This window comes from Kitasatospora sp. NPDC023385, assembly GCF_055664045.1.
Genome location: NZ_JBVOOL010000012.1, coordinates 66,326 through 89,980, shown reverse-complemented (window position 1 = coordinate 89,980; position 23,655 = coordinate 66,326). Strand labels below are relative to the sequence as shown.

Here is a 23,655-nt window from a genome sequence, read left to right as displayed (position 1 = left end):
GGCGTGTCACAAGCCGGGCACAGCCGGGCCCGGGGTCGTCGTCCTCAGGGTCCGGCCGCCCGGCCCGGCACTAGACTCGCCGGGTGGACATGGCACTGCACGACCCCCTGATCGGCGCCCTGCTCGACAACCGGTACCGGGTCGGGCAGCGCATCGCGACCGGCGGGATGTCCACCGTCTACCAGGGCACCGACACCCGGCTGGACCGGGTGGTCGCCCTCAAGGTGATGCACCCCTCGCTGGCCGGCGACGAGAACTTCACCTCCCGTTTCATCCGCGAGGCCAAGGCGGTCGCCAGGCTCAGCCACCCCAACGTGGTCAACGTCTTCGACCAGGGCGCGGACGGCGGAAACGTCTTCCTCGCCATGGAGTACGTGCCCGGCCGCACCCTGCGCGACCTGCTGCGCGACCGCGGCGCGCTCTCCGTCCGGGCCGCGCTGGACGTGATGGAGCCGGTGCTCGCCGCCCTCGGCGCCGCCCACCGGGCCGGGCTGGTCCACCGCGACGTCAAGCCGGAGAACGTGCTGATCACCGAGGACGGCCTGGTCAAGGTCGCCGACTTCGGCCTGGTCCGGGTGCTCGGCTCCGCCGACGGCGCGCCCACCTCGACCAGCACCGCCACCGGCGGCACGGTCATGGGCACCGTCTCCTACCTGGCGCCCGAGCAGATCCTCCCGGACGCCCCGACCGACCAGCGGGTGGACGTCTACGCGGCCGGCATCCTGCTGTACGAGATGCTCACCGGCCGGCGCCCGCACACCGGCGACAACCCCGTCCAGGTCATGTACAAGCACCTGCACGAGGACGTCCCCGCGCCCTCCCTGACCGCCCCCGCCGTCGGCCCCGAGCTGGACGCCATAGTGGCCGGAGCCTGCGCCCGGACGGCCGGCGCCCGCCCGCACGACGCGGTCGAGCTGCTGGCCGCCCTCCAGCGGGTCCGCCGCACCCTCGCCCCGCACGAGCTGGACGCCGAACCCCCGGCCTCCACCCGGCCCAGCCCGAGCCACCCCACCGGCGAACCGACCTCGGTGATCCAGCCGCCGCCCCGGCCCGCCGACGCCCCGCCGCCGGAGCGCACCAGCGTGCTGGACGTGCCGCCGGAGCTGATGGACCAGCTGCTCACCGAGCCGCGCCCGTACGACGAGCCGGCCCCGGCCCGCGAACGCCGGCAGGGCCCGCTGCGCCGCCTCCCGCGCAGGCCGCTGATCTGGGCCGCCGCGCTGACCGCCCTGGTGCTGGCGATCGGCGGTGTCACCTACGGGCTCTCCGAGGGCCTGTACGGCTCGGTGCCCGGGGTGCTGGGCAAGGACCGGGCCGAGGCGCAGCGGATCCTGGACAAGGACGGCCTGCACGGCAGGTTCGTGGAGGCCTTCAGCGAGTCCGTCCCGTCCGGCCAGGTGGTCTCCACCGACCCGGGGGTGGGCGCCCGCACCCGCCGCAGCGACACCATCACCGTCACGGTGTCCAAGGGCCCCAAGCGGATCGCCGTGCCGGACCTCACCGGCAAGAGCGCCGCCGACGCCGCCGCGGCCCTGGCCGGCGCCGGCCTGACCAGGGGCGGGGTGACCGAGACCTACAACGACGGCGTGCCGGAGGGCTCGGTGGTCAGCAGCTCGCCGGCGGCCGGGCAACCGCTGCAGGAGAACGCGGCGGTCTCGCTGGTGGTGAGCAAGGGCATGGTGCCCGTCCCGGACGTCTCCGGGCTGACCAAGGACGAGGCGCAGAAGGCGCTGCAGGCGGCGGGCTTCACGATGCAGACCAGCGGTTGGGACGTGTTCGGCGCGGTCAAGGCGTCCGGCCAGTCCCCGGCGGCGGGCGAGCGGCGGCCCCAGCGCAGCACGGTGACGGTCAGGTTCTCGCTCTTCTAGCGGCACCCCCGCGGCGCCTCGGTCGGGGCGGTTCAGCGCAGCGGCCCGTCGCCGGGCTCCTCCTGGTAGGAGTAGCGCTGCTCGCGCCAGGGGTCGGCGAGGTTGTGGTAGCCGCGTTCCTCCCAGAAGCCGCGCCGGTCGGCCCGCATGTACTCCACCGCGCGGACCCATTTGGGGCCCTTCCAGGCGTACAGCCGCGGCACGACCAGCCGCACCGGGAAGCCGTGCTCGGCGGTGAGCGCCTCGCCGTTGCGGTGGGTGGCGAGCAGGCTGTGCGGGTCGGCGAAGTCGGCCAGCCGCAGGTTGGCGCTGTAGCCGTACTCGGCCCAGACCATCACATGGGTGACGCCGGGCGCCGGGGGCACCAGGTCGAGCACGGCGGCGGCCGGCACTCCCGTCCACGCGTTGCCGAGGACGGAGAACTTGGTGACGCAGTGCAGGTCCGCGACGACGGTGGTGCGGGGCAGGGCGTTGAAGGCCTCGAAGTCCCAGCTGTGCTTCTCCGCCGAGGCGGTGGCGCCGAACACCTGGAGGTCCCAGGTCAGCGGCTTGAAGCGGGGCACCGGCCCGTAGTGCAGGGCGGGCCAGCCGCGCTGGACGCGCTGGCCCGGGGGGAGCCTCGGGTCAGACGGCGGAAGTGGTTCGTGATTGGACTGACCCATGGATCCATGGTGACAGACGGCGGACGAGCGCCGGCGCGCGCCCCTTGGGGCTGGTTCACGCCCTGCCCGTACGGTCCAACGGTCGATCGCCCACCATCGGAGTTCCGCCCAAATCGGATATTCCGACACATGTCCTAGTGAGTGTGAACTTACTGGAATTCCTTCCCGCCACGGTGCCAGGATGCGCAGCGCAGGACCCATCGCAGGGACGAGCGCAGGAGGCACCGCATGCAGGGCGATCCCGAGGTCATCGAATTCCTCAACGAACAGCTCACCGCCGAGCTGACCGCGATCAACCAGTACTTCCTGCACGCCAAGATGCAGGAGAACTTCGGCTGGACGAAGCTCGCCAAGTACACCCGGCACGAGTCCTTCGACGAGATGAAGCACGCCGAGACGCTCACCGACCGGATCCTGTTCCTCGACGGGCTGCCCAACTACCAGCGGCTCTTCCACGTCCGGATCGGCCAGACGGTCAAGGAGATGTTCGAGGCCGACCGCCAGATCGAGGTCGAGGCGATCGACCGGCTCAAGCGCGGGATCGTGGTGATGCGGGCCAAGAACGACGTCACCTCGGCGAACATCTTCGAGGACATCCTCGCCGACGAGGAGCACCACATCGACTACCTGGACACCCAGCTGGAGCTCCTGGAGAAGCTCGGCGAGGCGCTCTACCTCGCCCAGCTCATCGAGCAGCCGGAGTCCTGAGCGCTCAGGCCACGCGCAGCGGGAGCGCCGGGGCGATCGGCCCCGTCACCGGCGCCGGGGCGACCGGGGCCGCGGGCGCGGCCTGCGGCTCCGGGTCGGCCAGGCCGAGCTTCGCGGCCAGCCGGGCGGTCGGGCAGGGCCGGGCGCCGTGCTCGCCGAGCAGCGCCTGGATCCGCCGTACGCAGGAGCCGCAGTCGGTGCCGGCCTTGCAGCCCTTCGCTATCCGGCGCGGGGTGTCGGCACCCGCGTCGATCGCCTTCTTCACCTGGTCCTCGGTGACCGCATGGCACATGCACACGTACATCGCGGGCTCTCCCAGGGTGAAGCGGAGCGGATCTTGACTAAGGCTTGCCTTAGCTCACTAAGCCTCACCTTACCCGGCGATCCGGGTACGAAAAAGCCCCTCCGGGCTCGGGAATCCCGAATCCGGAGGGGCCTTCGTCACATTCGGCGCCGCAGGGCCGGCAGCGCCCGGGGCTCACTGCCCCCGGTACATCTCCGCCACCAGGAACGCCAGGTCCAGCGACTGGCTGCGGTTGAGCCGCGGGTCACAGGCCGTCTCGTAGCGCTGGTGCAGGTCGTCGACCATGACCTCGTCGCCGCCGCCGACGCACTCGGTGACGTCGTCGCCGGTCAGCTCCACGTGGATGCCGCCCGGGTGGGTACCGAGCGCCCGGTGCACCTCGAAGAAGCCCTTGACCTCGTCCAGGACGTCGTCGAAGCGGCGGGTCTTGTGCCCGCTGGAGGCCTCGAAGGTGTTGCCGTGCATCGGGTCGCAGATCCACACCGGCTTGGCGCCGGAGGCGGTGACCTTCTCCAGCAGGGTGGGCAGGTGCTCGCGGATCTTGCCCGCGCCCATCCGGGTGATGAAGGTCAGGCGACCGGGCTCGCGCTCCGGGTCCAGCTTCTCGATCAGGGCCAGTGCCTCGTCCACCGAGGTGGTCGGGCCGAGCTTGACGCCGATCGGGTTGCGGATCTTCGACGCGAACTCGATGTGCGCGTGGTCCAGCTGCCGGGTGCGCTCGCCGACCCACACCATGTGGCCGGAGACGTCGTACAGCTCGCCGGTGCGCGAGTCCACGCGGGTCAGCGCGGTCTCGTAGTCGAGCACCAGCGCCTCGTGTGAGGAGAAGAACTCGACCGCCTTGAACTCCTCCGGCACCACGCCGCAGGCGCTCATGAACGCCAGGGCGTTGTCGATCTCCCGGGCGAGCTGCTCGTAGCGCTGGCCGGCCGGCGAGTTGCGCACGAAGTCCTGGTTCCAGGCGTGCACCTGGCGCAGGTCGGCGTAGCCGCCGGTGGTGAACGCGCGCACCAGGTTGAGCGTCGCGGCGGACGCGTTGTACATCCGCTTCAGGCGCTCCGGGTCCGGGATCCGGGACTCGGGCGTGAACTCGAAGCCGTTCACCGAGTCGCCCCGGTAGACCGGCAGCGTCACGCCGTCCCGGGTCTCGGTCGACTTGGACCGCGGCTTGGAGTACTGGCCGGCGATGCGGCCGACCTTCACCACCGGCACCGAGGCCGCGTACGTCAGCACGGCGGCCATCTGCAGCAGGGTCTTCAGCTTGTTGCGGATGTGCTCCGCCGAGACGCCGTCGAAGGCCTCCGCGCAGTCACCACCCTGGAGGAGGAACGCCTCCCCGCGCGCCACGGCCCCGAGCCGGGCGCGCAGCTGGTCGCACTCGCCGGCGAAGACGAGCGGCGGATACGAGGCGAGCTCGGCAAGGGTCTTGCGCAGAGCCTCTTGGTCCGGCCATTCAGGCTGCTGCGCCGCGGGCAGGGACTGCCAGGAGTGGGCAGCCCTCGATGTCTCAGTCGTAGCGGTCACACGGCCAAGGCTACGGGGTGGCACGAGCGATCCGTGACCATTGCCCGAGGACTGAGACACATCTCGGACAACAGTAGTGACCGGCCTCACCCGTCCCGCCCGATCCGCTACGCTCGAACCCATGCACGCGCCCCACAACCACTCCTGGTGGTGGGCCTCCTTCAAGGGCGGCCCACCGATCGCGCGTTCCTAAGACGAACACGACGGCCGCCCCTCGGGGCGGCCGTCGGCATCTGAGCAGACGGCTCTCCGGGAGCGGATCCAGCACCGCCCTCGCCATCCACCCGGAAGGAAGCCGCACCCGTGACCACCGCCACCGGCCTGCTCGCCCGCCTCACCGCCCCCGGCGCCCCCGCCTTCGCCCTGCTGCACCGCCGCACCCCCCGACTCGCCCCGGACACCGTCGAGGTGCTGGTGGGCACCGTCGACAGCTACGAGCGCCTCGCCGACCTCCCGGTGCGCGACGGCGTCCCGGCCGGCGGCACCCCGGTGCACGACCTGCTCGCGCTCGTCCCGTACCGGCAGATCCGCGAGCGCGGCTTCGAGGCGCACGACGACGGCACCCCGCTGCAAGCCCTGTCGGTGACCGAACAGCACGCCCTCCCTTTGGCCGAATTCACCTCCGCCCTCCCGCAGTTGCCGGTCTCGCTCGCCGGTGGCGCGTTCGACGTGGACGACGACGCGTACGCCTCGATCGTCCGCCGGGTGATCGAGGAGGAGATCGGCAACGGCGAGGGCGCCAACTTCGTGATCCGGCGCGACTTCCACGCCACGCTGGAAGGCCCCGGCGGAGCCGGGGACGGACACTGTTCGCCCGCGCTCGCGCTGACGCTCTTCCGGCGGCTGCTGGAGCAGGAGCGCGGCGCGTACTGGACCTTCCTGGTGCACACCGGCGACCGCGTCCTGGTCGGCGCCTCCCCCGAGGTGCACGTCCGCCAGAGCGGCGGCACCGTCGTGATGAACCCGATCTCCGGCACCTACCGCTACCCGGCGGCCGGCGCCGACCTCGACTCGCTGCTCCAGTTCCTCCACGACCCCAAGGAGTTGGAGGAGCTGACCATGGTCGTGGACGAGGAGCTCAAGATGATGTGCACGGTCGGCGACCTCGGCGGCCAGGTGCTCGGCCCCCGCCTCAAGGAGATGGCCCACCTGGCCCACACCGAGTACGAACTGCGCGGGCGCACCTCGCTGGACGTGCGCGACGTGCTCCGCGAGACGATGTTCGCCGCCACCGTCACCGGCAGCCCGGTCGAGAACGCCACCCGGGTCATCCGGCGCTACGAGCCGACCGGGCGCGGCTACTACTCCGGCGCGCTCGCCCTGATCGGCCGCTCCGCCAGCGGCGGCCAGCTGCTGGACTCGCCGATCTGCATCCGCACCGCCGACATCGACCCGGCCACCGGACGGCTCGTCGTCCGGGTCGGCGCCACGCTGGTGCGCCACTCCGTCCCGGAGTCCGAGGTCGCCGAGACCCACGCCAAGGCCGCCGGCGTGCTCACCGCGATCGGCGCCCGGCCCGCCCCCGCCCGGCTGCCCCACCCCACCGGCCCCCGACTCGCCGACGACCACCGGGTCCAGGCCGCCCTCGACGCCCGCCGGGCCGGCCTCGCGCCGTTCTGGCTGCGGATGCAGGCGCCGGTCGAGGTCACCGAGGCCGAACCGGCCCTGGTCGTGGACGGCGAGGACACCTTCACCTCGATGCTCTCCCACCTGCTCGGCTCGCTCGGCCACCGGGTGACGGTGGTCCGCTACGACGAACCGGGGCTGCGCGCACGGGTCGCGGCGCACCGCGGCACGCTGGTGCTCGGCCCCGGCCCGGGCGATCCGGCGCAGGCCGACGACCCCAAGATGGCCCTCCTGCGGCCGATCGTCGCGGACGCCCTGGCCGCCGTCCGCTCCGGTGCCCGGACGGCGCCGCTGCTCGCGGTCTGCCTCAGCCACCAATTGCTCTGCGCCGAGCTCGGGTTGGCGCTCGGCCGCAAGGCCGTCCCGTACCAGGGGGCGCAGGAGGGCATCGACCTGTTCGGCACCAAGCGGACGGTCGGCTTCTACAACGCCTTCACCGCGCGCTGCTCGGCGGCCGACGCCGCCAGGCTCGCCGCCGAAGGCGTCGAGGTCGCCCGGGACGCCGCGACCGGCGACGTCCACGCCCTGCGCGGGCCCGGCTTCGCCGGCCTCCAGTTCCACCCCGAGTCGGTGCTCAGCCGCGAGGGCGTGGACATCGTGGCGGGACTGCTGCGCGAGGCGGCGGCCGTGCGGCGCTGAGGAGTCGGCGGCGTCCCGGGCGGCGAATCCGCCCGGGACGCCGTGCCGGGCAGGCAGTCGGACCGGTTCAGGCCCCGTCAGGCCCCGTCGGACCCTCGGACCCGTCAGGCCCGTCAGGCCCCGTCGTCCAGACCCTGCTCGATGGCGTACCGGACCAGCTCCACCCGGTTGTGCAACTGCAGCTTGCCCAGCGTGTTCTGCACGTGGTTCTGCACCGTCCGGTGCGACAGCACCAGCCGGTCGGCGATCTGGCGGTACGACAGGCCCTTGGCCACCAGCCGCAGCACCTCGGTCTCCCGGGCGGTCAGCTGCGGGGCGGCGGGCGCCGAAGCGGCGGCCGGCTCGGCCGCCAGCCGGCGGAACTCGCCGAGCACCAGGCCGGCCAGGCCCGGGGTGAACACGGCGTCACCGACGGCCGTGCGCCGCACGGCGTCCAGCAGCTCCTCCCGGCCCGCCGACTTCACCAGGTACCCGGTCGCACCGGACTTCACCGCCTCCAGCACGTCCTGGTGCTCCCCGCTGGCCGACAGCACCAGCACCCGCACCGCCGGGTCGTGCGCCACCACCTGGCGGCACACCTCGGCGCCGGGCAGGCCGGGCAGGTTGAGGTCCAGCACGACGACCTGGGGCGAGCAGGCCCGGGCGCGGCGGACGGCCTCCTCGCCGTCGCCCGCCGTGGCCACCACGTCCAGTCCAGCCTCGGCGAGGTCGCGCGAGACGGCGTCCCGCCACATCGGGTGGTCGTCCACCACCATCACCCGCACCGGCCGGTCGGTGGTCGGCTGATCGGTCATCAGCTGATCGGTCATTGAGTGGCCTTCCTCGGGACGCGCAGTTCGACCTCGACGCCTTCACCGGGCGCCGAGTACAGCTCGGCCGTGCCACCGAGGTCCAGCAGCCGGCCGCGGATGGACTGGGAGACGCCGAGCCGGCCGGCCCGCTCCGCCTCGCCGAGCCGGCCCGCGGCGAAGCCGGGGCCGTCGTCGCGGATGCTCACCGTGACGGCCTCCGGCTCGTCCTCGACCAGGATCCAGGCCCGGGCCCCCTCCCCGGCGTGCCGGCGGACGTTGTCGACGGCGGCGCCGACCGCCGCGGCCAGCTCGCCCACGGCCGGGCGGGGCAGCAGCACCGGCGTGCCGGGGGCGGAGAGCGTGATCCGCTCGTCGGCGTACGGGCGCAGCAGCGCGGTGAGGTCGCCCGGCTCGGCGGCCTCGGCCCGCGACGGGCGCTGGCCCGGGATCGGGCCGCCGGTCATCAACGCCCGCAGTGCGCGCTCCTGTTCGCCGGCCAGCCGTCCCAGCTCGGCGAAGCCCGCAGCACCGCCGGCGCCGCCCGTGCCCTCGCCCTGCTCCGCGCCGCGCCGCTGGACCAGCGCGAGCACCTGCAGCACGCCGTCGTGGATGTCCCGGGAGAGCCGCTCGCGTTCCCGGGTGGCCGCCTCGACCTGGAGCGCCCGGGTGAGCGTGGCCTCGCTGGCCCGGGCCAGCTCGATGACGTAGCCGATCGCGCACCCGGCCACCATCAGCAGCACGATGTTGTGGATGTTGTCGCCGGTCGGTCCGCCGTGGCCGAGGATGTTGGCGGCGCCGATCACCGAGCCGGAGGCCGCCGCCGGGCGCCAGCCGCCCTTCGCGGCGCAGCCGAGCACCGTGCCGGCGGCCCAGATGGTCGGCAAGGTGGGCGCGCCGTGGCTGATCCGGGCCGGGGCGTCGGTCAGGCCGCTCAGCACGATGCCGGTGACGGCGAGGACGAGGTCGACGCCCAGGACGTACCAGGTGCAGCGCTGCGGGTTGGCGAAGGCCCGGGTGGTGGCGAGGGTCCAGAGGGTGAGCGCGCCGAGGAAGATCCAGCCGGCCACGGGGTGGAGGAAGTGCAGGTACGAGTTGAAGTACCGCAGCAGGGCGTAGCACAGGGCCAGCACCCGGAAGTAGGAGACGGCCTTCCACAGCGGGAGTTCGACGGACATGCCGCCGGCCGCCACCGTGCCGCCCACCCCGCCGGCTCTGCCGCCGTCCGTCATCCGTCCCTCCCCCGGGCCCGGCCGGGCCGTCAGGCCGAGCCGGTCTCCTTGTCGGCCTCGGCCGCCTTCTCCGCCTTCTCAGCCTCGGCGGCCTTCTCAGCCTCGGCGGCCTTCTCAGCCTCAGCGGCCTTCTCAGCCTCAGCGGCCTTCTCGGCCTTGGCCGCCGCGCGGCGCTCGGCGTCGGCCTTCTTCTTGTCGTCGGCGATCTGCCGCTTGGCGGCGGTCGCGTAGATGTCCACGTACTCCTGGCCGGAGAGCCGCATGATCTCGTACATCACCTCGTCCGTCACCGAACGGAGGATGAAGCGGTCGTTCTCCATGCCGTGGTAGCGGGAGAAGTCCAGCGGGCGGCCGATCCGGATGCCGGGCCGGGTGCCGAAGTTGGGGACGACCTGGCCGGGCGGCTGCACCTTCTCGGTGTCGATCATCGCGACCGGGATCACCGGGGCGCCGGTCGCCAGTGCGACGCGGGCCAGGCCGCCGACCTTGCCGCGGTACAGCTTGCCGTCGGGCGAACGGGTGCCCTCGGGGTAGACGCCGAACAGCTCGCCGCGGTCCAGCACCGCGATGGCGCTGCGGATCGCGGCCTCGCCGGCGCCGCGCACGCCCGAGCGGTCCACCGGCAGCTGGCCGACGCCCTTGAAGAAGGCGGCGGTCAACCGGCCCTTGAGGCCAGGGGTGTTGAAGTACTCGGCCTTCGCGATGAAGGTGACCCGGCGCTTGATCAGCGCGGGGAAGAAGAAGGAGTCCGAGAAGGACAGGTGGTTGCTGGCGATGATCGCCGCACCCTCGGCGGGGATGTTCTCCTCACCTTCGATCCACGGCCGGAAGAAGATCCGAAGCAGTGGCGCGACGATCATCTTCATCAGTCGGTAGAACAACCGGGGCCTCCTGTTATGCGGACCGGTCGATCCTAATGCCCCGTGGGCGTCGGCTGTGCCCGGCCCCGCCGAAGGGGGTGTACGTCCCGGCGCGGGGCGTGGGACGATGCGGCTTCCTGCAGCTTCCCGTCCAGCGTCCCTCCCCCAGCGCCACCCGCCCGCGAAGGAGTCCGCCATGCCGTTGCTGCCAGGTGCCGAACCGTACCGCCACCGCGGCGGACCGGTGGGAGTGCTGCTCTGCCACGGCTTCACCGGGTCGCCGCAGTCGCTGCGGCCGTGGGCCGACGAACTGGCCGCGGCCGGGCACACCGTCTCGCTGCCGCTGCTGCCGGGGCACGGCACCCGCTGGCAGGACATGCAGCTCACCCGCTGGGAGGACTGGTACGCCGAGGTCGAGCGCGAGCTGCTGACGCTCGCCGACGAGTGCGAGCAGGTGTTCGTCTGCGCGCTGTCGATGGGCGGCGCGCTGGCGCTGCGGCTCGCCGCGCTGCACGGCCCGACGGTGTCCGGGCTGGTCCTGGTCAACCCGTCGGTGCGTTCGGACACCCCCGCGAGTGTGCTGCTTCCGGTGCTGCGCCACCTCGTCCCGAGCACGCCCGGCATCGCGAACGACATCGCCAAGGCGGGCGCCGCCGAGCTCGGCTACGACCGGACGCCGCTGCACGCCGCCTGGTCGCTGAGCCGGCTGTGGCGGGAGGTCCGGCACCGCCTGCCGGAGGTGACCCAGCCGGTGCTGCTCTTCCACAGCCCGCAGGACCACGTCGTCTCGCCGGCCAACTCGGAACTGGTGCTGGCCCGGATATCCTCGACCGACGTGACGGAGCGGCTGTGCCAACGCAGCTTCCACGTCGCGACGCTGGACCACGACGCGGCGGAAATATTCGCGGCCAGTCTGGACTTCATCCGACGGCTGGCTCCCGCGCACACGGCGGGCGTCATCCGGGTCGAATCCGACGATCACCATGGCTGAAGGGCCGGAAGTGCACGAGAGCAGCACGGCGGGCGGCGGGGACGAGGCTCCCCGCGAGGACGGCACGGCGAAGGACGGTACGGCCAAGGACGGCGGGGCGAACGACGGCGGGGCGCCGGACACCGCCCCGGGCGGTGCGCCGACGGACCGCACCGGCGCTGGCGGCGCCGTGACGCCCCCGCCCGCGCCGGACACCGCCGCGGACGCCGCCGGAGCGCCGGCCCCCGCCGAGCCCCGGCCGCGCCGCGCCCCCGAGCGCAGCCAAGCCGAGCAGGACGAGATCTTCGCCGCCCTGGTCGCCCAGTTCGACGACCCGGTCGACCTCAACAACCCCCGCTGGCCGGAGGTCGAGAACCTCCGCGCCCAGAACGGACTCAAGGGCGGCTACAAGGAGGGCCCCGCCGGTCGCGGCGACGCCCCCGACCGGGACGACCTCACCGACCTCGCCCCGCAGCCCCGCCCCCGCTCCGGCCGGCCGGTGCTGCCGGCCGCCGGCCCGGGCCCGCGCGACTTCGAGCTGGAGGAGACGGACGAGGGCCACTTCGTCCCGCCGGAGCCGCCGCCGCTGCCCGAGGCCGACGTGACCGCCAAGTTCGCCTGGCTCGCCGTGCTCGGCGGCCCCGCGCTGCTGCTGATCGACGCGGTGGTCTGGCGGGAGATCTCCGGCTGGCCCGCCTGGATCGGGATCACCGCCTTCCTCGGCGGCTTCGTCACCCTGGTGGCCCGGATGCGGGACCGCGACGAGGACGAGCCCGAGGACCCGGACCACGGCGCGGTGGTCTGAGGCCCGTCGTCAGGCCTCCGGGATCTCCAGCACCGCGAGCACCGGCAGGTGGTCGGTCGCGGCCCGCAGGTCGGGCTCGGTGACGCCGGACAGCCCGTGCGGCACCCCGCAGCCGAGGACGGTGATCCCGGGCGTGGCGAAGACGGCGTCGATCCGCTGGTAGGGGCGCTCCGGTACGGAGGTGAACTCGCCGCCCCAGGGCGCGGTCGGGTACCCGTCCTGCAGCCGGGAGGCCAGCAGCCGCCAGCCCGGACCGTCCGGGTGCTCGTTGAAGTCCCCTGCCACCACGCCGTGTTCGGCGATCCCGAGCTGGTCGAGCAGCAGCTCGAACTGCCCGTGGCGCTCCTCCGGATCCAGGCTGAGGTGGCAGCTGGTGACGGTGAACGGCGCCGCGCCGGGCAGCCGCAGCAGCGCGGTGGCGAGGCCCCGGGCGTGCAGGCCGCGGGTCTTGGGCAGCAGCCGGTCGTACACGCCCGCGACCTCCACCGCGCCGGGCCGGCCGAGGAGCAGCGGGCCGGCCGCGGTACGGCCGCCGCCGGCCAGGACGACCGTGCCGGTGCTCCGGGCCAGCCATGCGGCCTGGCCCTCGGGCCGCCAGTAGCGCGGCGACTCCTGGACGCAGACCAGGTCGGCGGCGCAGGCCCGGATCACCCGGACCAGCGCCCGCCGGTCGTCGCGCAGCGAGCGGATGTTGTAGCTGAGCAGGCGCAGCCGGCGCGGGCTGGGCGGCGGCGGTTCGACGGCCGCGGCGGCCGCAGCGGTGACAGCGGTCGCGGCAGGGTTCGCGGCGGTCATGGTCCTCCCCTGGGCGTCGGCGCCGGCGGCGTCGGCGCCGGCGGCGTCGGCGCTGGGTCCGACCGTACGCGGCGGTGCCGGGACGTGCGACGGCGGCGGCGCGTCCGGGATCGGTCGGGGCCCGGTCGCACCGCCGCCGGCGGGCTGGAAGGGGTGGTGCGGGACTACTCGGTACGGGCCAGGTCCGCGGCGCCGACGATGCCGGCGGCGGAGCCCATCGAGGCCAGCACGACCTCGGCGCGCGGGCGGTGCACCCCGCCGGTCAGGTAGTGCTCGAAGGCCTTGGCGACCGGGTCGAGCAGCAGGCGGCCGGAGTCGGAGACGCCGCCGCCGAGCACGAAGACGCCCGGGTCGAACAGCGCGGCGAGGTCGGCCATGCCGCGGCCGAGCCAGTCGGCCAGTTCGGCGTAGCACTCCAGGGCGAGCGGGTCGCCCTCCTCGGCGGCCTGGGTGATGTGGATGCCGCGGATGGTGTCGGCGAGGCCGTCGTTGAGCTCCAGCATCCGGTGGCCGCGCTGCGGGTCGGCGGCGGCCTTCTCCCGGCCGTAGCGGCGCAGCGCGCGCCCGGAGCCGTACTGCTCCCAGCAGCCCTTGCCGCCGCAGCCGCAGGTCAGTCCGTCCGGGACCATGTTGAGGTGGCCGATCTCGCCGGCCACGCCGAAGCGGCCGCGGTGCAGCCGGCCGTCCAGGACGATGCCGCCGCCGATGCCGGTGCCGACGGTGATCAGCACCATGTCGTCGTGTTCGGCGGCCGCGCCGAAGCGGAACTCGGCCCAGGCGGCGCAGTTGGCGTCGTTCTCGACCACGGCGGACAGGCCGGTGAGTTCCTCGACCCGGCCGCGCAACGGCTCGTTCTCCCAGTCGATGTTGGGCGCGAAGATCACCGTGGAGCGGTTGCTGTCGACGAAGCCCGGGGCGCCGACGCCGACCGCGGTGACGCCGGGGTGCTGCTCCTTGAGCTCGCGCACGGCCTGCGCGATGGCGTCGACCGCCCACTGCGGATCGGCCGGGGTGGGCACCCTGGTCCGGGCCAGGATCGTGCCCGCCTCGTCGACCACGCCTGCCGCGATCTTGGTCCCGCCGACATCGACGCCGATGGTCAGAGCCATGTGTCCCTCAGCTATTCACTCGTTCCCGCTGGACGGAACGGTACCGCCCAACCCTGCCCCCGTACACAGCCTCGCATACATTATCCGAAGACAATTCTGGGACAACCGGGCCGCGATGCTTCAAAAGTCGTATCGAATCTCCCCCGTCGTGACGCATCAGAGCAACGCGGTCACGCTCCGAAAGTCACGGTTTCACTGCTTGGCGGACGGTTCGTCAGGCCCGTCGAGGTCGATCTTCTCCGCGGCCGCGCCCTGCCCGGCGGTCCAGCGGTGCTCGTGCCCGGCCACGGCGGCGCGGTAGGCGGCCAGCAGCTCGGAGCCCGCGGCCGCGAGCCCGGATCCGGCGGCGGCGAGGTGGGTGTAGACCTCCGGCTGCTGGGTGCGCAGGCGGTCGGCCAGCTCCGAGAGGGTGATCAGGGTGGTGGCGCCGGTCTCCTGGGCCTTCTCGCCGAACGCGGTGGCGAACCGGCGCACCTCGTCCACCAGCGGGCCCAACTCCGGCCCGAACGGATGAGCCTGCCCGCCGGGCTGACCGGCGGTGGACCCGCCGCCCGCCTCGGTCCGGCCGCTGGCCGCCTCCTCGGGGCCGCCACCGGTCTCGTCGCGGCCGCCACCCGCCTCGGCTCGTCCGCCGACGGGATCGGTGCGGTCGTCGGTGCTGGTCATCGCGGGCGCCTCCTCAGCTGTGGCCGCACCCCGCGGCCCTCCGGCCCGACGCTACCCGACCGGCCGGACAGCCCGGAAAGGCCGGGAGCGCCGTCAGCCCTGGGGCCAGAGCGAGGGATCAGGCGCGAACCGCACCGAGAGCGCCCCGTCGAGCAGCCCCGCACCCGCCACCGTGCAGCGGCGCAGCGCGGAGGGCAGGGTGAGCACCCGGCGGTGGGCGCCGATGCCGACCACCAGGTCGTCGCCCCGGCGGACCAGGTCCAGCTCGGTCCGGTCGGCGCCGGGCAGGTCGAGGTGCCAGACCAGCAGGCCGTCCTCGGCGAGCCGGTCCTCGACCGTCCACGGCACGGGGGCGAGCGGCTCGGGCCCGGGGCCGTCGCCGTACAGCCGGTCGGCGACGGCCTCCAGGGTGGCGTCGGCCGGCCCGGTGGCCAGGACTGGGGCGTCGGTCCCGGCGGCGAGTCCGGCCAGCTCCTCCGCCCGGCGGCGGGCCAGCGCGGCCAGCCACGGGTCGGGCGAGGCGGCGGCGGCCTCGGGCAGCGCGCCGTGCACGACCACGGCGTCCGGGCGGTGCCCGTACAGCGCGAGCCCGGCCCTGATCCGGCGCAGTTCGTCGTACGGGTGGCCGTCGGCGGGGACGACCAGGCGGACGCTGGTGCCGGGGTCGGTGACCGCGGCGCGGGACTCGGCGAGCGCCGCGGCGGCCTTGGTGCGGCCCTCGTACAGCCAGTCGGCGGGCATCGGCACGCCGGCCAGTCCGGCCAGCAGCGGGCGCAGCGCCCGGGCGGCCTGCCGCTGCTCGGGGACGAGCCGGTCCAGGTAGCGCGCCAGCTGCTCGGGCAGGGCGAGGGTGGCGATCAGCTCGGCGGGCGGCGGGGCGAGCACGACGAGGACGTCGTGGTCGGCGGCGGGCAGGGCGCGCAGCAGGGCGAGCCGGGCGATGCCGGGGAGGGCGGTGAGCTCCTCGGGGTCGAGCTGTTCGGCGCCGAGCAGGTCGAGGGCGGGCTTGAGCCGGCCGGTGAGCGCGCCGACGGCGTAGCGGAAGGCGGCCTGCTCGTCGATCCGGGAGACGGTCAGGCCGGGTGCGTAGCCGAGCGGTTCGGGTTCCAGCCGGGTGCCGAGGGCGGAGTCCAGTGCGCGGTGCGGGTCGTCGGCCGCCAGCAGCCAGGTGCGGTGGCCGCGCCGGGCGGCGTGCAGGGCGGTGGCGGCGGCCACCGCGGGAGCGCCCGCGTCGCCGCTGACCAGGATGGTGCGTGTCGCCGTCATGCCGTCGGCTCCCGTTCCGCCGCGTCAGCCCTCGACGCGCTTCTTGAGCCCGGCCAGGGCGCGGTCGATGATGACCTTCTCGGCCTTGCGCTTGATCATGCCGAGCATCGGGATCTTGACGTCCACGGCGAGCTGGTAGGTCACCTCGGTGCGGCCGCCGGCCAGCGGGGCGAGGGTGTACGAGCCGTCCAGCGAGCGGAGCATCTGGCTGCGCACGAGGGTCCAGCCGACCTCGCGGTCGCCGTCCCAGGTGTAGGCGAGGACGTGCTCGTCACGGATCGCGCCGGCGTCCAGCAGCAGCCGGACCTGGGCGGCGCGGCCGTCCTCGCCGGTCTCCAGGACCTCGATCTCCTTGACCTCGCCGGTCCAGGCCGGGTAGGCGGCGAAGTCGGCGATCACGGCCATGACCGTGGCCGGGGTCGCGTCGATGGTGATGCTCGACCTGGTGTGCTCCGCCATGGAATGGCCCTCCGCGTCGTCCCTCTGCCTGCCGGTCCGGCCGGGGCGCACTCGGCCCGGTCCGCCCGGAGCAGGCTATCGCGACCGGCGTTCCGCCCGACGGCGCGGCCCGCGTCGGACGGGCGGCCGCGGCGGGGCGGGCGCCGGGCGGCGGGCATGCCACCGGCCGGTCACCGTGACGCTACCGTAGGGTGCGATTCGAACGACCCGGTCACGGCCTGGTCGGACCCGGCCGGGTGTGACACTTCGAACACCGGGGCCGACCCCTCTGGTCGAAGCTGCCTACCGGGCAGTAACGTCCTGCCGTCCCGCAGCGTCGCGAACGAGGAGCAGTCTTGCTCGACTTCAGCCTTCCGGCCCTCTACCAGGTACCGAGCGGCGGTAACCTCTCCGACCTCGTGCACCAGAACGCCGAGCGGCATCCGGACGTCGTGGTGCTCAGCCGCAAGGTGGACGGCCAGTGGCAGGAGTTGACCGCCGCCCGGTTCCTGGTCGAGGTGCGGGCCGCCGCGAAGGGCCTGATCGCCACCGGCATCCGCCCCGGCGACCGCGTGGGCATCATGTCCCGCACCCGCTACGAGTGGACCCTGCTGGACTTCGCGATCTGGACGGCCGGCGCCGTCACCGTGCCGGTGTACGAGACCTCCTCCCCCGAGCAGGTGGAGTGGATCCTCGGCGACTCCGGCGCGGTCGCCGTGCTCACCGAGACCGACCAGCACCGCACGGTGGTCGAGGAGGTCCGGGGCCGGCTGCCGGAGCTGAAGCACACCTGGCAGATCGAGCGGGGCGCGATCGCCGAGCTGGAGGAGGCCGGCCGCGAGGTCTCCGACGAGACCGTCACCGAGTACCGCTCGGCCGCCGGCTCCGACTCGATCGCGACCATCGTCTACACCTCGGGCACCACCGGCCGCCCGAAGGGCTGTCAGCTGACGCACGGCAACTTCCTCGCCGAGTGCGGCAACATCGTCGAGCGCCTGGCCCCGCTGTTCCGCACCGGCGAGAGCTCGGTCCTGCTGTTCCTGCCGCTGGCCCACGTGCTCGGCCGGATCGCCGAGATCGCGCCCGCGATGGCCCCGATCAACCTCGGCCACGTCTCCGACATCAAGGACGTCACCGCCGAGCTGGCCGCCTTCAAGCCGACCCTGATCCTGGGCGTGCCCAGAGTCTTCGAGAAGGTCTACAACACCGCCCGTGCCAAGGCCCAGGCCGACGGCAAGGGCAAGATCTTCGACCAGGCCGCCGAGACCGCGATCGCCTACAGCCGGGCGCTGGACGCCGGCGGCGCGGGCCTGGTCCTGCGGCTCAAGCACGCCGTGTTCGACAAACTGGTCTACAGCAAGCTGCGCGCAGCCCTCGGCGGCCGGGCCACCCACGCGATCTCCGGCGGCGCCCCGCTCGGCGAGCGCCTCGGCCACTTCTACCGGGGCATCGGCTTCACCGTCCTGGAGGGCTACGGCCTGACGGAGACCTGCGCGGCCACCGCCTTCAACCCGTGGGACAAGCCGAAGATCGGTACGGTCGGCCAGCCGGTGCCCGGCGCCTCCGTCCGGATCGCCGAGGACGGCGAGGTCTACTTCAAGGGCCCGCACGTCTTCACCGGCTACTGGAACAACCCGCAGGCCACCGCCGAGACGCTCAAGGACGGCTGGATGGCCACCGGCGACCTCGGCTCGCTGGACTCCGAGGGCTACCTGACCATCACCGGCCGCAAGAAGGAGATCATCGTCACCGCGGGCGGCAAGAACGTCGCCCCGGCCGTGATCGAGGACCGGATCCGGGCCCACGCCCTGGTCGGCGAGGTCATGGTGGTCGGCGACCGCAAGCCGTTCATCGCCTGCCTGGTCACCGTCGACCCGGACTTCTTCCCGAAGTGGAAGGAGCTCAACGGCAAGCCCGCCGGCGCCACCGTCGCCGAACTCGCCCAGGACCCGGACCTGCTGGCCGCCCTGCAGTCCGCGGTCGACGACGGCAACGCGGCCGTCTCGCACGCCGAGGCGGTCAAGAAGTTCCGCCTGCTGGACACCGAGTTCTCCGAGGAGAGCGGCCACCTGACGCCCTCGCTCAAGCTCAAGCGCAACATCGTGCTGAAGGACTTCGCCGCCGAGATCGAGGCGATCTACCAGAAGTAGGCGCGCGGCAGCACGCCCGCACCGCACAGGGCCCCGCCCCCGGGAGGAGGCGGGGCCCCGGCGCCTCAGCCCGCCAGCAGCGAGGTGAGCCGCCCGGCCAGCAGGTCCCAGCGCCAGGAGCGCTCCACCCAGCGCCGTCCGGCCTCGCCCATCCGCCGCCGCAGTTCCTCGTCGCGCAGCAGCCGGACGATCCGCTCGGCCGCCGCCGGGGCCGAGGCGCCGGGCACCACGTACCCGGTCTCGCCCTCCAGCACCGCGTCCGGCGCGCCGCCGGAGTCCCCCGCGACCACCGGCAGGCCGGTCGCCGACGCCTCCAGGTAGACGATGCCCAGGCCCTCGACGTCCAGCCCCCCGCGCCTGGTCCGGCACGGCATCGCGAAGACGTCCCCGGCGCCGTAGTGGGCGGGCAGCTCCTCCCACGGCACCGAGCCGGTGAACCGCACCGAGGCCCGTACGCCCTTGGCATCCGCCAGCTTCTCCAGGTCCGCCCGGTACGGGCCGCCGCCGACGATCAGCAGCACCGCGTCCGGCACGTCGGCCAGGATCTGCGGCATCGCCTCGATCAGGGTGTCCTGGCCCTTGCGCGGCACCAGCCGGGAGACGCAGACCACCACCGGCCGGTCCGCCAGCCCGAGCCGGCGGCGGACCTCGGCGCCCCCGGAGCCCGGGTGGAAGGCCGTCTCGTCCACGCCCGGCGGCAGCTGCACCATCCGGGCCGCGGCCTGCGGCCCGACCGCGGCGGCGATCCGCGAGCGGGTGTACTCGCCCAGGTAGGTCAGCACGTCGGTGCCCGCGCCGATCCGGCGCAGCAGCTGCCGGGAGACCGGCAGTTGGGCCCAGGCGGCCTCGTGCCCGTGGGTCATGCCGAGCAGCCGCCCGGCCCCGGCCCGGCGCAGCGCGGGTGCCATCAGGCCGAGCGGGGCCGCGGCGCCGAACCAGACCGAGTCGCACCGCTCGGCGCGCACGATCTCGGCCGCCCGCCGGGTGACCCGGGGTGTGGGAACCATCACCTTCGTCCGGTCCCGGATCACCGGGAACGGCTGTTCGGCGTCGAAGCGCCGCACCTCGCTGCCGTCCCGCCAGGTGGAGGCGTACACCACGACGCTTCCGGCGGGCTGACGGACGGCCATGTTGTGCACGAAGGCCTGGATGCCTCCCGGGCGGGGCGGGAAGTCATTGGTGACGATCAAGGTTCTGTGCATCAGGCCACGGCTCGCTCGGTCGGGGGGTGCGCGGTGTACCGCTGGGTGATCCGTACGATAGGTCAACACCCCGACCCGCCGGGAACGGAACCGCGCACGGCAACCGTTCGACCTCCGGGTCAGTCCTAGTACCTAGGCCGCCGTCCTTGGACGCGGCCCGGGCGTCCGTCGGTACGACGCCTCGATGGGGACGTCCGAGACGAACGAGGGAGCGCAGTGGAATTGGCCCCGGCCACCGAGTCCGGCTCTTCGCGCGGCCGCCTCGGCCGCCCGCTCGGGGCGCTCGCCGCGCTCGGCGCGACCTGGGTGGCCACCCGTACCCTGCTGGTGCTGCTGATGACCGGGGTGCTGAAGTCCCCCGGCGGCGACGTCACGGCCGACGTGTGGATGATCTACCACGCCTGGTACGGCGTGCTGCAGACCGGCACCTTCCCGTTCGACGACGTGACCTGGCAGTACCCGCCGGGCGCCGCGCTGGTGATCCTCCTGCCGGGGCTGCTGCCCTGGTCGTACCTGGTCTCGTTCTGGGTGGTCTGCGGGATCGCCGACGCCGCCGCGGTCACGCTGCTGGTCCGCACCGGCCTGCGCCGGGGGCGGGCGCTGACCGGCGCCTGGATGTGGGTGGCGGGCGTCCCGCTGCTCGGCCCGATGATCTACAACCGCTTCGACGTGATCGTCACCGCGGTCACCCTGGCCGGCCTGCTGGCCCTGGTCCGCCGCCCGGCGGTCGGCGGGCTTCTGCTGGGTCTGGGCGGCATCGTCAAGGTGTGGCCGCTGCTCGGGCTGATCGGCACCCCCTCCGGCCGCCGCACCCGCCGTTCCTGGACGCTGGCCGCGGCCACCGCCGTCTCGATCGGCTTCCTGCTCGCGGCGGGCATGAACGGCGCCTTCGACTTCCTGGCCTTCCAGAAGGACCGCGGCATCGAGGTGGAGTCGGTCGGCGCGCTGCCACTGCACTTCGCCCGGCTCGCCGGGGGCTGGGACGGCAAGGTCACCATGAACTACGGCTCCCCCGAGATGCTCGGGCCGTGGGTCAGTGTGATCAGCAAGGTGATGATGGCCGGCACGGTGCTGGGCTTCCTGTGGCTGCTGCTGTGGCGCTTCACCTCCAGGCGCCGCAACGCGGCCACCATGTACGACGCGGCGCTGTGCGCGTTGCTGGTCTTCGTGGTGACGAGCCGGGTGATCAGCCCGCAGTACCTGGTCTGGCTGGTCGGCGTCGCGGCGGTCTGCCTGACCGTGCGCGGCACCAGCCAGCGGCCGGTGGCGCTGCTGATCCTGCTCGCCTGCCCGCTGACGCTGGTCGAGTTCCCCACGATGTTCACCCAGGTCCTGGCCAGCGAGCCCGGCGCCGTCACCGTGCTGGCCCTGCGCAACGGGCTGCTGGTGGCGGCCACCGTGCTGTCCTGCGTCCGGCTGTGGCGCTCCACCCGCGGCGAGGCGCCGCTGCCGGCGACCGTGGTCCTGGACCGCGAGCCCGCCGCGCTGCCCCCCTCCGGCTACCCGGTGCGCCCGGGCATCGCGTACGAGCAGGACCTGCTGGACGGCATCGACCACCCGGGCGCCCCCGCCGAGCAGCGGCGCTGACGGGCGTCTCAGCCCCGGTCCTTCAGCGCGGCCACCGCGTCCAGCCAGAGCCGGGTGAACTCGGCCAGGCCGATGCCCAGTTCGCCGCGCAGCAGCCGGTCCGTCCGGTGGTCCCGGTCCTCGCCCTGCCCGTCGCCCGCGCCGACGGCCCGGTAGAAGGCGACCAGCCGCTGCGGACCGTAGCGGCTGGCGATCAACTCGCAGGCCAGCCAGGACTGCTCGTAGGCCTGGGCGATGCCGGCGGCGCCGGCGGCGAAGTCCCGGTCGGCGGGCAGTTCGGCAGGCAGCTTTCCGGCGGAGACGTCCCGGGCCAGCTCGGGGGCGATCTGCCGCGGCGTCCGGCCGGAGCCGCGGTAGGCGGTCCAGTCGGCGACGCCTTCGGAGAGCCACAGCGGGGTCCAGGACCGGGTGTCGGCCCTGGTGGCGACGTGGGTGGCCTCGTGGGTGACGACCACCTGCCGGCCGAAGTCGCTGAGCCGCCCGAACGCCTCGGGGTTGACCAGTACCCGGTCCGCCGGGGTGTGCACGGGCGCCCCGGGGGCGGCCACGGTGACCGCCGCCATGTCCGCCCAGTCCGCCGGGTCGCCCTCCAGCAGCCGGGCGAACTGGGCCTCGGTGGCGGCCAGTTCGAGCAGCAGCCGGCCGGGCCAGGCATCGCCCCAGACCGCGCCGACGGCGGGCACCGCCCGGTCCCCCACCGCGACCAGCCCGGCCGGGTCGGGTCCGTCGGCCAGACCGAGCACCAGGCATTGCGCGCCGGGGGCGGAGCGGGTGGCGCCGAGGTCCCACAGCGCCGGCGGCCCGCTAGTGGCCTCCTCCCGCTCGACCCGCCAGCGGTCACCGGCCCGGACCAGCCCGATCCGGCGCGGATACACCACCGGCTGGTCGTCGTACCCGGCGATCCGCACCGCCAGGTCGGCGGCGGCGCTCGCCCGGTCCGGCGTGCGGCCCGCGGCGAGCACCAGGTTGCGGTACGCCGCCTCGGCGATCGGCAGCCCGGTGCGCTCCGGCAGCGAGCGAGCCCGCTCCGTGAGCACCGCGCCCACCTCGGCGTGCAGGTCGGCCGCCGGGCGGGCGGGGGCCGCCGGAGCGGCGGGCGGCAGCGAGAGCTGGGCCAGCCCGCCGGCCGCGAGCAGCAGCGCGCCGCGTCGGGACAGCGCGCGGCGGGGTATGCGGGTCGGCCGGCGGTCGGCGGGGCCGGCGGTCGGCGCGCTCAGAGCCGGACCACCCCGGCGACCGGCATGGCGTTGACGCTCTCGTAGCGGACCCTGGCGCCCGGGTAGGGGGCGTGCACGATGACGCCGCCGCCGGCGTACATGCCGACGTGGTGCATGTCCCGGTAGAAGATCACCAGGTCTCCCGGTCGCGCGTCGGACAGGTTGATCCGCTGCCCGGCGTACGCCTGGGCCTGCGAGGTCCGCGGCAGGGTCACTCCGGCCTGCCGCCAGCTGTAGTACATCAGACCGGAGCAGTCGAACGCGCGGGGCCCGGTGGCACCGTAGACGTACGGCGAGCCGATCATCCGCACCGCGGCGGCCAGCGCGGCCGCCCCCCGCTCGGAGGCGGGCGGGGTGGAGCCGAGGTCCAGCCGGTCGGTGCCCCGGGTGGCGCGCTGCTCGGCGTCCCGGGCGTCCTGGACGGCCATCCTGGTCCGCTCGGCGGCGCCCAGGCCGTTGAGCAGCTTCTGCGCCCGGGCCAGCCGCTGCTGGACCTGCTGCTTGCTGTCGGCGAGCGAGCGGCGGGCCTGGTCGAGTTCGGCGAGCTTGCCGGCCGCCTCGGTGCGGCGCTGGTCGAGCCGGCGCTGGCGGCTCACCAGTTCGTGCAGCGCCTCCCGCTGCCGCTCCGAGGCCTGGCCCAGGGCGCGGGCGCGGGCGAGGTAGCCCTCCGGGTCGGACGAGAGCATCAGTTGGGCGGTCTGGGTCATCCCGCCGCTGCGGTACTCGGCCCCGGCCACGGTCGCCAGGTCGCCGCGCAGCTGGTTGAGCTGGTCCTGGGCGACGGCGATCTCGCCCTGCAGGATCGTGGTCTCGCCCTGGAGCCTGAGCTGGGCCTCCTGCGCCGCGTTGTACTTCTCCGACGCCTGCTCGGCCTCGTCGTAGAGCTGCCCCACCTGCGCCTGGACGTCCTTGCGGTCGGCCGGTTCGGGGCTGCCCGGGGCGGCCTGGGCGCTGCCGCCGGTCGCCACGCCCAGCGCGGTGGTGGCGGCCGCCGTCAGTACCAGCGCGCGGGCGAGCAGTTGGGGGCGGCGGTGCACGGGCATGGCGGCAACGGCTCCAATCCTGCGGCGCGGCCCCGCCGCCGCACCATGGCATGCGGCCGTCGAGCGGGAGTCCGGTGGCAGACGTTAGCGAGTCCGGGCAAGCGAGTCCAAACCCCTCCCAACCCGAATATTCGCCCCCCAATCGGACACCAGCCCGATCCGCCGGAAAAGCCGCAGGCCCGGGCTTCCGTGACGG

The 23,655-nt window shown here is 74.0% G+C and carries 21 protein-coding genes; 7 read left to right on the top strand and 14 right to left on the bottom strand.

What is annotated here, in order from left to right:
• Positions 1-89 precede the first annotated feature (89 nt).
• The gene (gene pknB / locus AC0B61_RS20085) at positions 90-1,868 is read left to right on the top strand and encodes a Stk1 family PASTA domain-containing Ser/Thr kinase (RefSeq protein WP_471742187.1); all 1,779 of its coding nucleotides are present in this window, start codon (positions 90-92) and stop codon (positions 1,866-1,868) included.
• A gap of 32 nt (positions 1,869-1,900) precedes the next feature.
• Here pknB and AC0B61_RS20080 read toward each other — a convergent pair whose 3' ends face one another.
• Entirely contained in the window at positions 1,901-2,530 is a 630-nt protein-coding gene (locus AC0B61_RS20080; RefSeq protein WP_471742048.1) for a sulfite oxidase-like oxidoreductase, read from the bottom strand.
• Positions 2,531-2,758: 228 nt separating this feature from the next.
• On the opposite strand from AC0B61_RS20080, the gene bfr reads away from it, so the two are divergent.
• Positions 2,759-3,238, top strand: coding sequence for a bacterioferritin (bfr, locus tag AC0B61_RS20075; RefSeq protein WP_471742047.1), 480 nt, complete (start codon positions 2,759-2,761; stop codon positions 3,236-3,238).
• A 4-nt stretch (positions 3,239-3,242) separates the two neighbouring features.
• Here bfr and AC0B61_RS20070 read toward each other — a convergent pair whose 3' ends face one another.
• Positions 3,243-3,542, bottom strand: a complete 300-nt coding sequence (locus tag AC0B61_RS20070) for a (2Fe-2S)-binding protein (protein WP_471742046.1) — start codon at positions 3,540-3,542, stop codon at positions 3,243-3,245.
• Positions 3,543-3,716: 174 nt separating this feature from the next.
• Entirely contained in the window at positions 3,717-5,066 is a 1,350-nt protein-coding gene (locus tag AC0B61_RS20065) for a class II 3-deoxy-7-phosphoheptulonate synthase (RefSeq protein WP_471742045.1), read from the bottom strand.
• A 303-nt stretch (positions 5,067-5,369) separates the two neighbouring features.
• Between AC0B61_RS20065 and AC0B61_RS20060 the strand changes: the two genes are divergently transcribed.
• Entirely contained in the window at positions 5,370-7,331 is a 1,962-nt protein-coding gene (locus tag AC0B61_RS20060; RefSeq protein ID WP_471742044.1) for an anthranilate synthase family protein, read from the top strand.
• A 113-nt stretch (positions 7,332-7,444) separates the two neighbouring features.
• Here the strand turns inward: AC0B61_RS20060 and AC0B61_RS20055 are convergent, their stop codons facing one another.
• The 3 genes from AC0B61_RS20055 to AC0B61_RS20045 are packed head-to-tail and all read right to left on the bottom strand — an operon-like array spanning position 7,445 to position 10,232.
• Complete coding sequence (locus AC0B61_RS20055) at positions 7,445-8,140, bottom strand: response regulator (protein WP_471742043.1); 696 nt, start codon at positions 8,138-8,140, stop codon at positions 7,445-7,447.
• A complete protein-coding gene (macS, locus tag AC0B61_RS20050) occupies positions 8,137-9,351 on the bottom strand; it encodes a MacS family sensor histidine kinase (RefSeq protein ID WP_471742042.1) in 1,215 nt (404 codons plus the stop codon). Before macS ends, AC0B61_RS20055 begins: the two co-directional genes overlap by 4 nt.
• A 29-nt stretch (positions 9,352-9,380) precedes the next feature.
• Positions 9,381-10,232, bottom strand: coding sequence for a lysophospholipid acyltransferase family protein (locus AC0B61_RS20045; protein ID WP_471742041.1), 852 nt, complete (start codon positions 10,230-10,232; stop codon positions 9,381-9,383).
• 175 nt (positions 10,233-10,407) lie between these two features.
• On the opposite strand from AC0B61_RS20045, the gene AC0B61_RS20040 reads away from it, so the two are divergent.
• Together AC0B61_RS20040 and AC0B61_RS20035 are read left to right on the top strand one after the other, a co-directional pair.
• The gene (locus tag AC0B61_RS20040) at positions 10,408-11,202 is read left to right on the top strand and encodes an alpha/beta hydrolase (protein ID WP_471742040.1); all 795 of its coding nucleotides are present in this window, start codon (positions 10,408-10,410) and stop codon (positions 11,200-11,202) included.
• Positions 11,195-11,986 (top strand): hypothetical protein, encoded by a 792-nt coding sequence (locus tag AC0B61_RS20035; protein ID WP_471742039.1) that lies wholly within the window; start codon positions 11,195-11,197, stop codon positions 11,984-11,986. Before AC0B61_RS20040 ends, AC0B61_RS20035 begins: the two co-directional genes overlap by 8 nt.
• 9 nt (positions 11,987-11,995) lie before the next feature.
• Here the strand turns inward: AC0B61_RS20035 and AC0B61_RS20030 are convergent, their stop codons facing one another.
• From AC0B61_RS20030 to AC0B61_RS20010, 5 genes are all read right to left on the bottom strand, one after another.
• Entirely contained in the window at positions 11,996-12,781 is a 786-nt protein-coding gene (locus AC0B61_RS20030; RefSeq protein WP_471742038.1) for an endonuclease/exonuclease/phosphatase family protein, read from the bottom strand.
• A gap of 164 nt (positions 12,782-12,945) precedes the next feature.
• A complete protein-coding gene (locus AC0B61_RS20025) occupies positions 12,946-13,890 on the bottom strand; it encodes an ROK family glucokinase (RefSeq protein WP_471742037.1) in 945 nt (314 codons plus the stop codon).
• A 192-nt stretch (positions 13,891-14,082) separates the two neighbouring features.
• The gene (locus AC0B61_RS20020; RefSeq protein ID WP_471742036.1) at positions 14,083-14,556 is read right to left on the bottom strand and encodes a DUF5304 family protein; all 474 of its coding nucleotides are present in this window, start codon (positions 14,554-14,556) and stop codon (positions 14,083-14,085) included.
• 93 nt (positions 14,557-14,649) lie between these two features.
• Positions 14,650-15,822 carry an ArsA family ATPase gene (locus tag AC0B61_RS20015; protein ID WP_471742035.1) on the bottom strand — a complete coding sequence of 391 codons (1,173 nt, stop codon included), beginning with the start codon at positions 15,820-15,822 and terminating at the stop codon, positions 14,650-14,652.
• A gap of 24 nt (positions 15,823-15,846) precedes the next feature.
• Positions 15,847-16,281, bottom strand: a complete 435-nt coding sequence (locus AC0B61_RS20010; protein ID WP_471742034.1) for an SRPBCC family protein — start codon at positions 16,279-16,281, stop codon at positions 15,847-15,849.
• A gap of 335 nt (positions 16,282-16,616) precedes the next feature.
• Between AC0B61_RS20010 and AC0B61_RS20005 the strand changes: the two genes are divergently transcribed.
• Complete coding sequence (locus AC0B61_RS20005; protein WP_471742033.1) at positions 16,617-18,410, top strand: AMP-dependent synthetase/ligase; 1,794 nt, start codon at positions 16,617-16,619, stop codon at positions 18,408-18,410.
• 65 nt (positions 18,411-18,475) lie between these two features.
• On the opposite strand, the gene AC0B61_RS20000 is transcribed toward AC0B61_RS20005, so the two are convergent.
• Positions 18,476-19,612 (bottom strand): glycosyltransferase family 4 protein, encoded by a 1,137-nt coding sequence (locus AC0B61_RS20000; RefSeq protein WP_471742032.1) that lies wholly within the window; start codon positions 19,610-19,612, stop codon positions 18,476-18,478.
• Positions 19,613-19,828: 216 nt separating this feature from the next.
• Here AC0B61_RS20000 and AC0B61_RS19995 point away from each other — a divergent pair, with 216 nt between their 5' ends.
• A complete protein-coding gene (locus AC0B61_RS19995) occupies positions 19,829-21,199 on the top strand; it encodes a glycosyltransferase 87 family protein (RefSeq protein ID WP_471742031.1) in 1,371 nt (456 codons plus the stop codon).
• A gap of 8 nt (positions 21,200-21,207) precedes the next feature.
• Here AC0B61_RS19995 and AC0B61_RS19990 read toward each other — a convergent pair whose 3' ends face one another.
• A complete protein-coding gene (locus AC0B61_RS19990; protein ID WP_471742030.1) occupies positions 21,208-22,236 on the bottom strand; it encodes a hypothetical protein in 1,029 nt (342 codons plus the stop codon).
• Positions 22,237-22,412: 176 nt separating this feature from the next.
• Positions 22,413-23,459 (bottom strand): C40 family peptidase, encoded by a 1,047-nt coding sequence (locus AC0B61_RS19985; protein ID WP_471742029.1) that lies wholly within the window; start codon positions 23,457-23,459, stop codon positions 22,413-22,415.
• Positions 23,460-23,655 lie beyond the last annotated feature (196 nt).

Bases quoted from the DNA above. Each gene is read 5' to 3' on its own strand.
- AC0B61_RS20020 (WP_471742036.1), bottom strand. From the start codon at position 14,556: ATGACCAGCACCGACGACCGCACCGATCCCGTCGGCGGACGAGCCGAG.
- AC0B61_RS20000 (WP_471742032.1), bottom strand. From the start codon at position 19,612: ATGCACAGAACCTTGATCGTCACCAATGACTTCCCGCCCCGCCCGGGA.
- AC0B61_RS20030 (WP_471742038.1), bottom strand. From the start codon at position 12,781: ATGACCGCCGCGAACCCTGCCGCGACCGCTGTCACCGCTGCGGCCGCC.
- AC0B61_RS19985 (WP_471742029.1), bottom strand. From the start codon at position 23,459: ATGCCCGTGCACCGCCGCCCCCAACTGCTCGCCCGCGCGCTGGTACTG.
- AC0B61_RS20080 (WP_471742048.1), bottom strand. From the start codon at position 2,530: ATGGGTCAGTCCAATCACGAACCACTTCCGCCGTCTGACCCGAGGCTC.
- AC0B61_RS20055 (WP_471742043.1), bottom strand. From the start codon at position 8,140: ATGACCGATCAGCTGATGACCGATCAGCCGACCACCGACCGGCCGGTG.
- AC0B61_RS20010 (WP_471742034.1), bottom strand. From the start codon at position 16,281: ATGGCGGAGCACACCAGGTCGAGCATCACCATCGACGCGACCCCGGCC.
- AC0B61_RS20070 (WP_471742046.1), bottom strand. From the start codon at position 3,542: ATGTACGTGTGCATGTGCCATGCGGTCACCGAGGACCAGGTGAAGAAG.
- AC0B61_RS20040 (WP_471742040.1), top strand. From the start codon at position 10,408: ATGCCGTTGCTGCCAGGTGCCGAACCGTACCGCCACCGCGGCGGACCG.
- bfr (WP_471742047.1), top strand. From the start codon at position 2,759: ATGCAGGGCGATCCCGAGGTCATCGAATTCCTCAACGAACAGCTCACC.
- macS (WP_471742042.1), bottom strand. From the start codon at position 9,351: ATGACGGACGGCGGCAGAGCCGGCGGGGTGGGCGGCACGGTGGCGGCC.
- AC0B61_RS20035 (WP_471742039.1), top strand. From the start codon at position 11,195: ATGGCTGAAGGGCCGGAAGTGCACGAGAGCAGCACGGCGGGCGGCGGG.
- AC0B61_RS20025 (WP_471742037.1), bottom strand. From the start codon at position 13,890: ATGGCTCTGACCATCGGCGTCGATGTCGGCGGGACCAAGATCGCGGCA.
- AC0B61_RS20015 (WP_471742035.1), bottom strand. From the start codon at position 15,822: ATGACGGCGACACGCACCATCCTGGTCAGCGGCGACGCGGGCGCTCCC.
- pknB (WP_471742187.1), top strand. From the start codon at position 90: ATGGCACTGCACGACCCCCTGATCGGCGCCCTGCTCGACAACCGGTAC.